Annotated in this window: 14 protein-coding genes; 7 read left to right on the forward strand and 7 right to left on the reverse strand. The window is 67.9% G+C overall.

Annotation, left to right across the window (positions count from 1 at the left end):
- Positions 1-101 precede the first annotated feature (101 nt).
- Together QWM81_RS25070 and QWM81_RS25075 are read right to left on the reverse strand one after the other, a co-directional pair.
- Positions 102-1,004, reverse strand: coding sequence for a hypothetical protein (locus QWM81_RS25070; RefSeq protein WP_290114615.1), 903 nt, complete (start codon positions 1,002-1,004; stop codon positions 102-104).
- A 916-nt stretch (positions 1,005-1,920) separates the two neighbouring features.
- Entirely contained in the window at positions 1,921-2,901 is a 981-nt protein-coding gene (locus QWM81_RS25075) for an alpha/beta fold hydrolase (RefSeq protein ID WP_353938345.1), read from the reverse strand.
- 708 nt (positions 2,902-3,609) lie between these two features.
- On the opposite strand from QWM81_RS25075, the gene QWM81_RS25080 reads away from it, so the two are divergent.
- Entirely contained in the window at positions 3,610-4,296 is a 687-nt protein-coding gene (locus tag QWM81_RS25080) for a hypothetical protein (RefSeq protein WP_290114616.1), read from the forward strand.
- Positions 4,297-4,341: 45 nt separating this feature from the next.
- Here the strand turns inward: QWM81_RS25080 and QWM81_RS25085 are convergent, their stop codons facing one another.
- The gene (locus tag QWM81_RS25085) at positions 4,342-4,977 is read right to left on the reverse strand and encodes a hypothetical protein (protein ID WP_290114617.1); all 636 of its coding nucleotides are present in this window, start codon (positions 4,975-4,977) and stop codon (positions 4,342-4,344) included.
- A 148-nt stretch (positions 4,978-5,125) separates the two neighbouring features.
- Here QWM81_RS25085 and QWM81_RS25090 point away from each other — a divergent pair, with 148 nt between their 5' ends.
- The 3 genes from QWM81_RS25090 (at position 5,126) to QWM81_RS25100 (ending at position 7,883) form a co-directional block, all read left to right on the forward strand.
- Positions 5,126-5,947 (forward strand): zinc-ribbon domain-containing protein, encoded by an 822-nt coding sequence (locus QWM81_RS25090; RefSeq protein ID WP_290114618.1) that lies wholly within the window; start codon positions 5,126-5,128, stop codon positions 5,945-5,947.
- Between the two features lie 26 nt (positions 5,948-5,973).
- A protein-coding gene (locus QWM81_RS25095) for an IS5 family transposase (protein WP_290114619.1) occupies positions 5,974-6,782 on the forward strand; the annotation gives its coding sequence in 2 pieces (ribosomal slippage) (positions 5,974-6,321 and positions 6,324-6,782; 807 coding nt in all).
- A gap of 267 nt (positions 6,783-7,049) precedes the next feature.
- The gene (locus QWM81_RS25100; RefSeq protein WP_290114620.1) at positions 7,050-7,883 is read left to right on the forward strand and encodes an IS5 family transposase; all 834 of its coding nucleotides are present in this window, start codon (positions 7,050-7,052) and stop codon (positions 7,881-7,883) included.
- A gap of 73 nt (positions 7,884-7,956) precedes the next feature.
- On the opposite strand, the gene QWM81_RS25105 is transcribed toward QWM81_RS25100, so the two are convergent.
- The 4 genes from QWM81_RS25105 to QWM81_RS25120 all read right to left on the reverse strand — a co-directional run bounded on the left by QWM81_RS25105 (position 7,957) and on the right by QWM81_RS25120 (position 11,591).
- Positions 7,957-9,330, reverse strand: coding sequence for a bifunctional albaflavenone monooxygenase/terpene synthase (locus QWM81_RS25105; RefSeq protein WP_290114621.1), 1,374 nt, complete (start codon positions 9,328-9,330; stop codon positions 7,957-7,959).
- A complete protein-coding gene (locus tag QWM81_RS25110) occupies positions 9,327-10,376 on the reverse strand; it encodes a terpene synthase family protein (protein WP_290114622.1) in 1,050 nt (349 codons plus the stop codon). Before QWM81_RS25110 ends, QWM81_RS25105 begins: the two co-directional genes overlap by 4 nt.
- A gap of 300 nt (positions 10,377-10,676) precedes the next feature.
- Positions 10,677-11,234 (reverse strand): EF-hand domain-containing protein, encoded by a 558-nt coding sequence (locus tag QWM81_RS25115; protein ID WP_290114623.1) that lies wholly within the window; start codon positions 11,232-11,234, stop codon positions 10,677-10,679.
- Positions 11,235-11,363: 129 nt separating this feature from the next.
- Positions 11,364-11,591, reverse strand: coding sequence for a pentapeptide repeat-containing protein (locus QWM81_RS25120; protein ID WP_290114624.1), 228 nt, complete (start codon positions 11,589-11,591; stop codon positions 11,364-11,366).
- Between the two features lie 78 nt (positions 11,592-11,669).
- Between QWM81_RS25120 and QWM81_RS25125 the strand changes: the two genes are divergently transcribed.
- The 3 genes from QWM81_RS25125 to QWM81_RS25135 all read left to right on the forward strand — a co-directional run.
- A complete protein-coding gene (locus tag QWM81_RS25125; RefSeq protein WP_290114625.1) occupies positions 11,670-11,957 on the forward strand; it encodes a hypothetical protein in 288 nt (95 codons plus the stop codon).
- Between the two features lie 441 nt (positions 11,958-12,398).
- A complete protein-coding gene (locus QWM81_RS25130; protein WP_290114626.1) occupies positions 12,399-12,860 on the forward strand; it encodes a hypothetical protein in 462 nt (153 codons plus the stop codon).
- Positions 12,861-13,250: 390 nt separating this feature from the next.
- Positions 13,251-14,047 (forward strand): NHL domain-containing protein (locus tag QWM81_RS25135; protein ID WP_290114628.1); only part of this gene is annotated, 797 nt, incomplete at its 3' end.

Below are 14,047 nucleotides of genomic sequence, written 5' to 3' on the forward strand. Positions count from 1 at the left end.
ACCCTCACCGCACAAAAACCGCACCACTCAGCTCCCCCGCGGGGCGGCGGAAAGCCAATATCCGGTGGTCTCACAGGGCCTGGCGGGCCTTTCGGCAGGGGTCAGTGCTCCGGCAGCTCCCATGAAGCGAACCAGTGGGGGAACGGTCCGGCGGAGGGCGGGAAGGCGAACGGCGGGGTGCGGTCGGTGAGCAGGCGCAGCACGAACTCGCCGGTGCCGCAGTCGAAGCGCTGCCACTCACCGTCCAGGTACTGCACCAGGACCGGCCAGTCGTCGGGATCGGCCGGTCCGGTCAGCCAGTGGAAGGTCAGCTCCTGCTCGGAGGTCCCCCATATGAGCACGCCGCCGGGCGCGGGGTGGACCGGGTACGGCCGGTACAGGTCGGCGTACCGCGCCATGTCCCGGCCCCAGGAGACCAGATCCGTGCCCAGCGCACCCGGCACCAGCAGGTCCAGGTACTCGTCGAAGCTGCCCGCGCCGAAGGCGTCGACGATGTCCTTGTAGTCACCGGGCAGCGCGGTGCCCAGCGCGGCCTCCGTCGCGGCCCAGTCGACGCCGCGCCGATCGTGCTCCGTCCACCCGGTGACCTCCCGCAGCAACTTCACCCACCCGACACCGGGCGGGCGGGTGAACGCGCGCCGGGCGAGGATCGCGACGCGGCGCGGGCCGTCGGCGGTGGCCGTCACGCCGTATCCGAACCAGTGCTCGGCCAGCACCCACCCGCGCAGCTCCAGCAGCCCGCCCTCCCCGCCGATGGGGAGCCCGCCGTCCCCGCCCACCGGCGGACCGTCGGGCACCCCTGCCGCCGTACCCCCGACAACCCACGCACGTACGGGCAGACTCGCCCCGTCGACCACGTCCGCGGCGACGCGCTCCAGCTCGGCCAGGTCCTCCGCGTCACTGGGCACACAGACATGCCCTGCCCCATGAGTGGGCAGCGGGCAGTGCAGGTCGGGCGCGCGCCAGGCGTCGTTCAGACGGGCGCGCAGTGCAGAGGCGTCCATGCGGCCAAGTGAACATCACGGCACTGACAACGCGAGTCAGTCGCCCGAGAGCAGCAAGATTATCTGTGCCCCCGTAAGGAGCGCGGGGCGCGATCGTGTCCGCGACCGGTAGATCGGGCGGTGAGCCGTTCGAAGCCGGGTACCAGCAGCCCCGGCGCCCGGCGGGCGACAACGACCGTGCACGAGAGGGCGGGGGCACAACACGGTCCGGGGCAGCGCCCGGGGCCCCAGGTCCATTACGTGGCTCTGCTGATCAAAGAGGCCCGGATACTCGGTCACGGAGCCTTCTGGGACGTGCCGGACGGCCTTCTGCACGGCCTGCTCCGGCTCGTCCCCGTGAGCACTGAGCGAGCAGAACGTGGACAGCACCCTGTACTGGCTCAACCACTACACCACCAGCACATACCAACACTCAACGAAACTGATCACCACGCACAAAAACTGACCACAGCTGCGCAGCACTCACTCCACCTGACAAAACAGCACCTCAACACACAGTCCAAGCCCTCGTTCCCTCCCCCACCCAGCCGCAGCAACCCGGCCTGAACCGCGACCACCACCAAGCACCAAACTGATCAGCCAAGGCCACCCCACAACCCACCGACCAGAAAAACCGCTCCTGGACAGGAACGCACTGCGGGAGCTGGGCGTGGAGTGGGCGTAACGCCGACAGCAGCGGCTCCACGGAGCGGGACGTGCTGGGCGCCACCGGCATTCAAAGGAGTTCGCCGCGATCCGGCCTTGCCGCCGCCCCGCCGAAGGTTCCCTGGCGACAGACATCGGGCATGCTCCAGGTCCGCCGATGCCGTCAGATGGCGGTCGGTCGCGGGCGGGTTCGCCGAGTACGGCGCGCGGCCGTGGCAGATCGGGCTGGTGACACCAGCGCTGCCAGCGGCGCTGGCCTCTGCACCAGGTGCTACGGAGCGGGGCTGATGGTGCCGTTGTGGTCCATGACGAAGCGGCCGGTGGTCTTGCCGTCGACCTGCCGATGTTCGATCCACTGCTTCGACAGGTTGTGCAAGTTCTGGTGTTGGCGTTCCCAAGGCATGTTGTGCCCGGTGCCGCGTGCCGTGACCATGATCTTGTCCGATCCGGCGATGGCGTCGTACAGCGCCCGGACCGAAAAGTTGATCTCCGGCTGATCCGGCTTGGCCGGCGTCGTGTTCGCCAGCCTGTCGTGCTCACCGTCCACGATCAGGACGGGCACGCGTCCGCCGAGGATCCCGCCCTGCGCCGCAGTCGTCTCGTTCCATCCCCAGCGGACGCCGTTCCTGATGCGGTTCAGGCCTTCCGGTGGCCCCCAGGTGCTGCCGACCGGATCGCTGTCCATGATCGCCGACCACACCACTTCCACCATGCCGGGTTCCCGCTGGTCCAGCGAGCGCAACTCGGCGTTCCACACCGTCTCCAGGCCTGTTTGGCCCGTTCTCGTGCCGAGGGACATCGGCAGCCCGGGGAGCGGCAGCGGGCTCGGTGCGGTCGACGTGTCCTTGGGCGGGAAGACCGGCGCCAGCAGGAACAGGCTCTCCACGTTATGCGGATGCTTGACCGCGTACGGGCCCATCGTGAACGCGGCCGCGGACCAGCCGACGAAGGCAACCTGCGTCACGCCGCGTTCTGCCTTGATCCACTCCACGACTTTGTGCAGCTCGGCCTGGTCGCTGTCGGAGTTGTTCAGCTGGAACTTGTACTTCGGATCGCACGGGGTGAAGTCCGGCGGCCGCGGAATGAGCAGCTTCTGGTCGCTCACGCTGAGGTTGCACGGTTCGTCCATCTCGGCGGGACGGTGTGACCGCCCGGCGCCTTGGAGGTCCATCATGAAGACGTCGTAACCGGCCTGCGCCAATGCTTTCGCCCAACCGTAGGTTTTGTACTGGAGGTCGAAGCCGGGGAGCACCGGGGGTGCTGCGGCCGTGCAGCATGAGGACGGCCTTGCGCGTCCCGCCCTTTGGCGTGCCGTCACGCTCCCGTACGAAGAGCTTGACGTCCTGGTCTCTGTTCGCGGGGACAGTGGACTCGTGGGTGACCTCGTGGTCGATGAAATCGGGGGTTGGCCATAGCCCTGGCGGCCACCACGGTGGCCGCCTCTTTGCCACTTCCGACTCTGGCCGCTTTAGCTCTGGCCGCTTTAGCTCTGGCCTCTTTAGCACCGGTGGCCACCACTTTGGCACTGGCACCTTTGGTACACGTGGCCCCGAGTCCCAACCCATGCGAGTCATCCGTTCTGTCCGGGTCATGCCCCCTCCTGAGCCAGCATCGGAAAGCTGCGAGCCCGGCGCCACAGCACAGCCGTCGGCCTAGGCCCATGGAATGATGCGGCCCTCCGATCGGCGGTCGCCGGGATGCTCCGCCGGGCCTGGCGCGGGCATGCGTGGACGGGCTGGTCGTTCTGGGCCGGGTGGGCAGCCGCCAGGCGCTGGACGTCACGCTGGTGGAGCCCGAGCTGGTGGTGGAAGTCGGAGGCGACGTCGCCCGCGATGCCTCCGGCTGATGGCGGCACGCTGCCCGCTGGCACCGGGCGCGGCCCGACCTCTCCCCCGCCGACGCCCCCGCTGGTCGCTGGCGAGCTGACGGCACCACGGACGCTGAACCCGGCTACGCCTGTATGGGCGACCTTGTCGAGGTGATCGGGAACGCGGCGGGCGTGAGGCACGACGATGACGTCATGCATATGTCGAGTGATGAACAGGGTCACGGGCGTCGTAAGTTCCTGAAGCGAGCGCTGGCCGCGACGGCGGGCGGCCTGCTCGTGCCGGCCGCCGCCGATACCGCACGAGCCAATGGCCCCCTGCCTCCCATCGGGTCGAACGTCACCACTGCTATCCGTTCCTCCCACGCCTCAATGAGGATGTCACCGGCCCCTGGGACGGATCCGCTGCCGACGCTGGACTTCATCGGCAGGCGAGAGCAACGAGTGGAGATGGGCGGCTTCGACTTTGTGAGGTTGCGGACGCTGAACTTCACTGTGCGGGCGAGCCATCCGCTGTTTGGCGAGGTCTCGATGAAGTTGCCGGACATCAGCGTCGCCCCTATGAGCACCTTGCGCTTCTCGGGGCCGGGGAGCCTGGTCGAGACGTGGCTTGAGGCTCCGACGTTGACGTTCGACCGGCTCGGAGACCAGGAGGGTCCGTTCGTGTTCGAGGCGGAACAGCCCTTCAAATTCACCGCACACCTGAAGTCATGGCCGCCGCCACCGGAAGGCGCACCGTACGCGCTCGCGTCGCCCATGACGTTCACGCGCGGGGAGACCCGAGTGGAGTTCACTGCGTTTCCCGCCCTCATCAGCTCATAGCTCTAGCCCGTGGCTGATCCCCCTGGGGCCCGTGGCGTGTCCGGTTTACCAGTAGCAGCGGGTGGGGCCCGGTTCCTGGGGGCGGGCAGCAGCACGTTTCTCGTCCGCGATCCGCTGCTGGTCTCGCCGCAGAGCGTCTGCTCGGGCCTCGGGGGTGACGGCTGGGCCGAGGGTGATCGCCTCGGTGCCGGTCACCGGGGCCAGCGAGTACCGCAAGGGCGCTTTGCTGGACCGCGTGGGCAGGTGTAGACGGGCCACACCGGCCGGGAGCTCGGTACGCAGCGCTCCGTGCCAGCGGATCCACAGCGCGGGGCGCCCGCGGAGTGCTTCGTCGCGGAGCTTGTCGACGGCGGTGCTCTCGTCCGCGCGGTCGATCTCCACGGCGATCGGTGGGCCGTCTTTGCGGATCACGCGCAGGTCAAGGTAGGCAGACCAGGACGGCTCCCAGTAGGCGATGCAGCCGCCGTTCTTCAGGCGGGGCGGGTCGATGTAGCGCATCTGCGCCTCTGTCCTGCACCTCCACCCGGACGCTCCCACCCACTGCACCACCGCCCGGGTGATGGACTGGGTCGCCGCTTTACCGGTCAGGCCGGTGAAGGAGAAGCCGGTCTCGGACAGGTACGTGCGTAAGGAGACAGCGAGGCTCTCGGACTCGCCGGTCTCCGTCGGTTCATGGGCCATCCGGTGATTGTCCGCTCGCCCACTGACAACGGCCGGAGAGTGACGGCGTTCATCCTCAGGGCGTCTGACCGGACCATCCGGCGGGAATCGCTCCAGCCTGGTGACCTCGGCAAGGGCATGTCAGTGGCGCGTCCTACGGTGCGTGCTCATGACACGTCGTACCCGTTTCCTGGTCAACGAGCATCCGGCCATCGCCGCCCAGTGGCACCCGGAGTTGAACGCCGACCTGGACCTGGCGCAGATCGGGCCAGGCTCTCACAAGGCTGTGTTCTGGCGGTGCGACGACGGGCATGTCTGGCAGGCCCAGGTCCATTCCCGTGTCGCCGGGACCGGCTGCCCGCAGTGCGCCGGGTACGTGCCCCGTGGCCGGACCGCGCTCAGCGAGCACTCGCCTGGCTTGGTAGCAGAGTGGCACCCGCGCAACGACGCCTCGCCGGACCAGTTCGGGCCCGGCTCACAGCGCAAGGTCTGGTGGCGCTGTCCGGTCGGGCACGAGTACCAGGCACGAATATCCAACCGCAGCCGCGGCACTGGCTGCCCGGCCTGCGCGAGGGCCGGCCGCGATGCACCGGCCAGGCAATGCGGTTTGGATGCTGCGGTCCGGGACGAGCCGGTACGGGCTTCGAGTGACGGGGTCCGGTGTGTGCCGCCTGATGGGCGACCTGGCCACGCTTGCCCGTCCCCGGGCCTGTGCAAAGCTGGCCTGGTCGCTGTGTGCCATGGCCAATACAGGGCCCGGGCTGCTGCGTTGGCGGCCGGGGCCCTGGGCCGGTTCGATGGGTCCCTCGTTGTTACTCGCGCACAGGAAGCCGTGCAGCTCGCTGCTGGCGTGGTCGATCTTGCCGTAGAGCGTGTCGTGGGTGTCGATGTCGGCTGCTGCGGCGACGGCGCTGACGGTGGGGACCGCCACGGCTGGGGTTCTGTGGCCCGGAGCGCATGGCCTCGGAAGGGTTTAAGACGTCGTTTCTGATGGCGTGATCGCTCGTTGAGCGGCGCATGACGGATCTGGTGGAGCGGTTGGTGCCGGACGAGTTGTGGACGCTGTTTCGGCGTGTGGTCCCGCCGACGGAGGTCATACGCCCGCAAGGTGGCGGGCGACGTCGGGCCGGGGACCGCGAATGTTTGGCGGCGATCATCTTCTTGGCCACCTCGGGCTGCACCTGGCGGCGGCTGCCGCCGGTGTTCGGGCCGGCCTGGCCCACCGTCTACCGGCGCTTCGCCCAGTGGAGCCGAGGGCGGGTGTGGGCCAGGCTGCACCGGGTGCTCCTCGACGAACTCGGCGCTCGAGGCGAGCCGGACTGGTCGCGATGCGCCATCGACTCCGTCAGTGTCCGGGCGGCAAAAGGGGGCCACTCACCGGACCGAATCCGACCGACCGCGGCAAGCCGGGATCGAAAATCCACCTGATCACCGACCGCAGCGGACTGCCCCTGTCGCTGGGCATCTCCGGCGCCAACACGCACGACAGCCTCAGCCTGCAGCCGCTCGTGCGCGGAATCCCGCCCATCCGCTCCCGCCGCGGCCCCCGCCGCCGACGCCCGGCCAAGCTCCACGCCGACAAGGGCTACGACTACGACCATCTGCGGAAATGGCTTCGCGAGCGTCGCATCCGCCACCGCATCGCCCGCAAAGGCATCGAGTCCTCCAACCGGCTGGGCCGACACCGCTGGGTCGTGGAGAGAACCGTCTCCTGGCTGGCCGGGTGCCGAAGGCTGCACCGCCGCTACGAGCGAAAGGCCGAGCACTTCCTGGCCTTCGTCGGCATCGCCGCAGCCCTCATCAGCTACCGCCGACTCACCAACTGAAACGACGTCTAAGTGAGCGTTTGGTTTTGGTATTGGATGGTTCGTGGTGCATTGCAGGAGCCGGTTAGAGCGCTTAACGAAGCGATTCGCCGGAAACACGACCTCTGCGGCAACCAGTGGAGCAGTGCTGCGCCGGTTTCCTTCCACAAGCTCCTGTCTCATTTAGCAACCTACCGGTTCGCACCGAGTCCAGAACGCACGCCCGGTGCACCCGGCACCCCCGCACACGCCCTGCCCAGGCCCACTGTCGCCGCGTACGCAGACACCATGCAGCCCTCACGGCCCTACCCCAGCGACCTGTCCGACGCCCGCTGGGAACTCATCCGCCCCACCCTCGAAGCCTGGCGCCAGGCCCGCAACGGCATCCGCAAACCCACCCACGACCTGCGCGCCCTCATCAACGCCATCCTCTACGTCGACCGCACCGGCATCCCCTGGCGCTACCTGCCCCACGACTTCCCACCCCACCAGACCGTCTACGGCTACTTCGCCCGCTGGGAAGCCGACGGCATCTTCGACCAGCTCACCGGCCTGCTACGCGGCAAAGTCCGCCAGGCCGAAGGCCGCACCATCGAACCCAGCGCCTGCCTGATCGACAGCCAGAGCATCAAAACCTCCACCACCGTCCCCCTGACCAGCCAAGGCATCGACCCGGCCAAAAAGATCATCGGACGCAAACGGCACATCGTCACCGACACCCTCGGCCTCCTCCTGGCCGTCACCGTCACCGCCGCCAGCGTCCACGACTCCGCTGCCGGCACCCACCTCCTCGCCGACATCGCCGCACACCACCCCACCATCACCAAAGCCTGGGCCGACAACGGCTACAAGACCAAAGCCGTCGAACACGCCGCCCACCACGGCATCGACCTCCAGATCGTCCAACGCGACCCCACCACCCGCGGCTTCCACGTCCAACCCCGCCGCTGGGTCGTCGAACGCACCCTCGGCTGGCTCATGCACCACCGCCGCCTGGCCCGCGACTACGAAACCCACCCCCACGGATCAGCCGCCATGATCCAACTCGCCGCCATCAACCTCATGACCCGCCGCCTCACCCACGAAACCACCCACAACTGGCGCGACAACCAAGCCAAATGAAACAGACAACCGAGAACCAAACGCTCACTAAGCCGCTTCACAACGGATCGCACCGAAGCGGGGCCCTTATCGGTCACGGTCGGCGAGCTTCGGCCCGCAGGAGAAGTCGCCTCGGGTGCAGGGTGATGCCGATCCGGGTGGCGGTGTCGGATCTAGGAGCGGGCTGCAGGCGCCACTGGGCGACAACTGTGGCCAGGATGATTGCGAGTTCGGTCAGGGCGAAGTGGTCGCCGGGGCATTGGCGGTTGCCGGTGCCGAACGGCATCATCGCCCCCTTCGGCACAGCCGCGGCCCGCGCCGAGTGCCACCGGTCCGGATCGAAGACCAGGGGGTTGTCGAAGGAGCGGGGGTCGCGCTGCATCGCGTACGGGCTGTATGCGATGTCGGTGTGCGGCGGGATCCGGTAAGGGCCCAGGGTGGTAGCGGCCGCGGTCCGGCGGGTGAAGATCCAGGCTGCCGGGCGCAGCCGCATGGCCTCGGTGATCACGTTGCGGGTGTGCGGGAGCTGGCGGAGGTCGGCGAAGGTGACCGGCCGCCCCTGAGTCTGTGCGTGCACTTCCTCGACGAGGCGTCGTTCCTGGTGAGGGTGTTCGGTCAGCAGGTGCAGGGTCCAGGCGAGTGTGGAGGCGACGTTCTCCGCGCCGGCCACGACGAGGGAGACGATGTGATCGTGGATCTCCCGGCCGTCGAGTGGTTGGCCGTGTTCGTCGGTGGCGTTGAGCAAGGTGTCCAGTAGGTCCTCGTGCCGCTGTGGACTGGAGCGGCGTTCGGCCACGATCTCGTCGACCAGTGTGTGGAGCGTGGCGAGTGCGCGGTCGAAGCGCCGGTTGGCGGGGGTGGGCAGGCGGTACAGGGCACCCGCAGAGAGGATCATGCGCCGGTACAGGCCGTCGAACACCGTGTGCAGGGCCTGGCCGATCCGGTCGGCCTTCTCGCCGAGGGAGTCGACCTCCAGCAGAGAGCGGGCCACGATCCGCACGGCCGTTGCGAACATCTCCGATCCGATGTCGACGACGGTGCCCGGCTGCCATCGGGCGGTGGTGGCCTGCGCCTCCTGCTCCATCACCGTGGCGTACCGCTCGACTCGATCGGGGGTGAAGGCGGGCTGAATCATGCGGCGCTGGCGTCGGTGCAGCGGCCCGTTACTGGTGGCGACGCCTTTGCCGAGCAGCACCTCCAAGGTGCTCCACAGCGGGCCTCCCACGACGCAGTCGGGGTTCTTCAGCAGCGCCCCGGTCAGTTCGGGCGTGGTGGTGACGTAGACGGAAGCGGTCCCGAGTCTGATGCGGACGAAGTCTCCGTGGTCGCGCAGCGTCGTCAGGAAGGCCAGCGGGTCACGCAGCAGCTGCCCTGTGTGCCCCAGGACGGGCAGGGCTCCGGGGACCGGCGCAGGCGTTGCCTGCCGCTGCCCGCAAGGAGCGGATGACCGGTTGGCTGCGATCGTCATGAGCGGCCTTCGGGGTCGTCAATGTAGGGAGGGGCGGACCGGTCGTCCCACGCTTGCGTGCGGTAGCGGCCGGACTCCTGGTGGAACCAGTAGACGGAGCTGAACCAGTTGCGCATGTTGAACAGGCACGACCTGATCGTGGCGGCGTAGCGGACACCCTCCGTGCCGGTTCGGGCGGTGTGGTCCGCCAGGGCCATGACGGCGGGTTCCGTCTCCAGAAACGTTTCGACGCACTCGCTGACCCGCCGGTGCACCTCGGCTGCCGCCTGCCCAGGTGACATTCCCTCGTGGCAGATGAGGCTGATCGCGAGGTTGTGCACCTCGTCACCCGCAAGTTCCTTCGGAAGCGAGCACAGGTCGTTGTACCAGGCGGCGAAGTCCTGGGTGGCCATTGCAGCGCGCCGGAAGGCGGCGTCGTCGCGCAGGTACGCGGGGAGCTCGCTGCCGGCCGTGGGCTCCAGCAGGTCGATCCACAGCTCGTGCGCGAAGGTCAGCCGCCGCAACTCGACGTACTGCGCCACAGTGGGAACGGCGTGATGCGCGCGGTTGTGGAACTCGCGGTCGTAGGCGTCGACCACCGGATGGAAATGCCCGGTGAAACGCAAGCTCCATGTGTCCGCGACGTGCGACCGCACACGGATCAGGCAGTCCGCCAGCGCGGAGACCAGCGGGTCTGCGTGCTCGCGGTGGTGGTCGGGGTCGTCCAGCACGGCATGCAGTGCCGCACACAGCTTCCGCCACGCACCCAGCCTGCCGTGCACCACGTCACGGTCGTGGCGGTCGTCCCAGGCGAAGAACCAGGCGCTGAAATCCGCGATCGCCGACAGCAGCTCGTTGGAGGCGCCCAGGTAGTAGCCGGCCACCAGATCCGTGTAGCGCAAATCGTCGGCGAAGCGTTCGACGATGGACGGCGACATCACCTGCCGCTCCCTCAGCCACGTGCGGGTCCTGACCTGCAACGTGGGCCAGTACGGGTGCAGGCGCCGCGAGAAGCCGGCCTCGATCGAAGACAGCGCCACAGCCGGTGAGCCGACGGGCCAGGGCATGTGTGCCGCTTCTTGCGCGAGCAAGGACGTCACCGGTCGGCCGGCTCCGGACACGGATCCCCCGCCTCCCGGACCGCAGTGCGGGCGGCTTGTGTCAGTATCGCTTTGCTGCTTCGCTATCCACACAGGTCCCATCCCTCACCGGTCTTTTCTCACGTCAATGGCAGCCACTGGTCAGCGATGCTGATCGGCGGGGCGCCGACGGCACCGCCCAGAACCGTTCCAGCCCAGGGCGGTGGTGACCCTGAAGCTCAGCCCAGGCCATCACAGCCAACCGCGGCACTCTCGTCTGCTTCCGTGTCAGACGTCTACGCGGCCCATGAACCAATTGCCTGGTGCCTCGACATCGTCGCTGAGTAGGTACTCGCGGATGTTCTCGCTGAACTCCTGGCGCGTGATGTGGCCGTCACCGTCACGGTCCAGATGGCCGAACGCCTCGACGATCTCCTCTTTGTCCAGGGAGGGGAAGGTGGCCCGGTAAAGGGCGACGAACTCCGACTGGGAAAGCCGGCCGTCCCGGTCGGCGTCTCCCGCTTCGACGAACGCGTCCACGGCCACCCCCAGCGAGTCGGCGTACCCGTCCGGGTCGTCCGCCAGCCCTCTGACGGCGTCGACGTACTCCTTCCGGCTGATACGGCCATCGCCGTCGGCGTCCATGGGCTCCAGCAACACTTCCCAGAGCCGTACGTAACCGTCGCGGACGCGTTGCGCGTCCGCAGAATCGGCAGCGAACCCGGAGGCGTCGGATGCCGCGCGGGCCAGTGCCACGCAGTCGTCCCTGCTGAGGTCTCCGTCGCTGTTCCGATCAAGCAGGTCAAAGCACCGGGAGATCTTCCGCTCCACGAACGTCTCACTCATGGCGCACCTTCCGCAGGGATGGACTCAACTGGTTTCACACTGCCCAGGCGCAACAGCGAAGTTACTGAAAGTGGCTCGCCTTACATTCCGAACGTGCAGGCGCAAGGTAGGCCGTGCTGGTGAACGGCCTCACCAACACCGGCCCCCTGCCCCGTTGTGCAGTGAGACCGCCTGCCCTGGCCAGTACTGGACCACTGCGCGGCAGAAGGACAGCAGGCCGTCGGAGAAAGTCGCGCCGTTGAAGGACACCCGGCCGCCTGAGAACGTCGCGCGGTCGAAGGACACCTCGCCACCGGAGAACTCAGCCCGGTCGAAGGACACCCGGCCGCCGGAGAACACGGCCTCGCGGAAGTCCATGTCACCGTCGATGGTGACGCCGGTGAGGTCGAGGTCGCAGCGCTGCCAGGAGCGGTGGGTTGCCTGGGGGCGTCGGTAGTGGTCGCCGATGAGGCGCAGGATCGTGTGGCGGACCTTGCGGAGGGCCAGGTAGCGGTGGTGTTCCTCCTGGTGGGCGGGATCGTCGCCGGGGTCGGGGGTGAAAGGAAGCTGGAGGTAGGCGCACAGGACGTCGATGCAGGTCTGGCGAAGGCTGTCGTCGGGGACGTCGTCGGCGAGGCCGGCCAGGGCGTGAACGCCGCCGAGCTGGACGGCCGGGGAGTCGGAGCTGAGTTGCTCGACGGCCTGGGAGAAGCGTTCGGTGTGAAGCCGCGTGGCTTCCCGTAGAGGAACCGGGAGCGGGCGATACGGGCGGCGGGGTCAGGAGAGGCGGTGTTCGGGGCGCAGGACCAGGCCGCGGTCGAAGAACTGCGCGGTGTCGTCCGGTCCACAGTCCGAGAGCGCGGGCGACGGCGGTGCCTTCGCTGTCCGGGTGGTGGAGATTGAGTCAGATCCACATGCCGCTGCGGCGGAAGGACGCACATCGCACCACTCCTGAACTTGGACGCTGAACCGATTCTTTGATCGCTGAATAATGGATTACGACGGATTAAGACGCCTTTTGACTCATTGGAGAAGAGTCGCCGGAAGGTTTCCCTGCCGCTTCTTTGTCCGAATGATTCTGTTCGAGGACCTTGCCTTCCGCTATGAGGTATTGCGGCTCTGCTCGGTGGGGAGTCCTCCGCACGACACATCGCTTCCTGCCGTCGACACAGAGGAACCGCACCCATGAGCACCCCCGCTCTCACCCCCCTGGCCACCAATCGGGCACCGGACGACACCGTCCTCATCTGGGACGAGACTCGTTGGGAGGCCGTTGTCGACACCTGGACCGACCTTCCCGGCGCTACCATCGACCTGGAGATCGGTCAGGGGACCGCTTCGTACGGGGCAATCTTCGTGGCGACGTTCAGCGCCGAGGCCCTCGCCTCCCATCCCAACCACAACGCGGTCGTCAACGCCACCGTGTTCTTCGGCAACGACCCGGCCGCGCCGGTCAGCGCCAACCACCGCTTCGTGACGGCCCGCGGCAACCCGGAGTGGTCCTCCCACACTCTGATCCGCGTCGCCGAGTTCCAGCCCGCCTTCCCCACCCGGGACGTCACCGCCCGCGTGAAGGTGAGGGCGTCGACCGGTACAACGGCGGGCTTCCAGAACTGGGTCTTGAGGGTCGACCGGTACAACCTCTGACCGGGAGCTCGCGTGCCTGCTCGGTGACTTGGCGAGTGGGAGCCTTCCGCGCCCGGTTCGTTCCTCCCCGCCCGGGTGCGGTAGCGCGCGCTGGGTCCGCAGCCAGGTGTGGTCATGAAGCACACGGAATACCGCCTCACGACGTGCCGCAGTAAGCCGTTGGCCGCTCATGGTTCGCATTCGCAGGGCACGCCGCTCCGGTCCGGGGCGCCGCCGTAGCCGAGCCGTTCATGTGGGGGCATTGGTGGCGATCGGATTCCCGTCCGCTTTTGTGCCTCCTCAGCATGTTTTGTAGGCGATCACTCGAGAGTGATGTTTTAGCTCGATACTCTTGCGGATTTATGGAATCGGAATAAGACCTTGCGCAGCGGGGCAGGTGAAGGGACGACGATGAGCACTACCGACGCGGAGCCCACAGGCGGCGAGAAGTCTGCTCCTCCGATCAGCACGGTCGCGGGAACCGGGATCGGCGGATTCGAGGGAGATGACGGGCCCGCCGTTTCGGCTCAGCTGAACTATCCGTACGGGATCGCGCTGGACAGCACCGGCACCCTGTACTTCTCCGACCACGGTAACCACCGGGTCCGGAAGGTCACGGCCGACGGGACGATCAGCACGATCGCGGGGACCGGGACCGCGGGCTACCGGGGCGACGACGGTCCTGCCACCTCGGCTCAGTTGAACTGGCCGCGAGACGTGGCGGTGGACGGCGCGGGGACTGTCTACATTGTCGATTCCAGCAACAACCGGGTCCGGAGGATCGCGGCCGACGGGACGATCAGCACGGTCGCCGGCACGGGCAAGGCGGGCTTCGGTGGCGACGGCGGCCTCGCTACCTCCGCCCAGTTGAACGTTCCGTTCGGGCTGGCGGTGGACAGTACCGGCGCCCTTTACATCGCCGAGTACAACAGCCACCGGGTCCGGAGGATCACGGCTGACGGGAAGATCACCACGGTCGCGGGGACCGGGACCGCGGGATCCAAGGGCGATGGCGGGCCGGCTGTTTCAGCTCAGCTGAACCGTCCGCAGGCCCTGGCAGTGGACGACACGGGCAACCTCTACATCGCCGACAGCAACAACCATCGGGTCCGGAAGGTCGCGGCGGACGGGACGATCAGCACGGTCGCCGGCACGGGCACCGCGGGCTTCGACGGGGACGACGGCCCGGCGACCTCGGCACAGCTGAA

Origin of the sequence: Streptomyces ficellus, from assembly GCF_030406405.1 — a bacterium.
Lineage (GTDB): Bacteria > Actinomycetota > Actinomycetes > Streptomycetales > Streptomycetaceae > Streptomyces > Streptomyces ficellus_B.

Bases quoted from the DNA above. Each gene is read 5' to 3' on its own strand.
- QWM81_RS25070 (WP_290114615.1), bottom strand. From the start codon at position 1,004: ATGGACGCCTCTGCACTGCGCGCCCGTCTGAACGACGCCTGGCGCGCG.
- QWM81_RS25080 (WP_290114616.1), top strand. From the start codon at position 3,610: ATGGGCGACCTTGTCGAGGTGATCGGGAACGCGGCGGGCGTGAGGCAC.
- QWM81_RS25085 (WP_290114617.1), bottom strand. From the start codon at position 4,977: ATGGCCCATGAACCGACGGAGACCGGCGAGTCCGAGAGCCTCGCTGTC.
- QWM81_RS25090 (WP_290114618.1), top strand. From the start codon at position 5,126: ATGACACGTCGTACCCGTTTCCTGGTCAACGAGCATCCGGCCATCGCC.
- QWM81_RS25100 (WP_290114620.1), top strand. From the start codon at position 7,050: ATGCAGCCCTCACGGCCCTACCCCAGCGACCTGTCCGACGCCCGCTGG.
- QWM81_RS25105 (WP_290114621.1), bottom strand. From the start codon at position 9,330: ATGACGATCGCAGCCAACCGGTCATCCGCTCCTTGCGGGCAGCGGCAG.
- QWM81_RS25110 (WP_290114622.1), bottom strand. From the start codon at position 10,376: ATGCCCTGGCCCGTCGGCTCACCGGCTGTGGCGCTGTCTTCGATCGAG.
- QWM81_RS25115 (WP_290114623.1), bottom strand. From the start codon at position 11,234: ATGAGTGAGACGTTCGTGGAGCGGAAGATCTCCCGGTGCTTTGACCTG.
- QWM81_RS25120 (WP_290114624.1), bottom strand. From the start codon at position 11,591: ATGGACTTCCGCGAGGCCGTGTTCTCCGGCGGCCGGGTGTCCTTCGAC.
- QWM81_RS25130 (WP_290114626.1), top strand. From the start codon at position 12,399: ATGAGCACCCCCGCTCTCACCCCCCTGGCCACCAATCGGGCACCGGAC.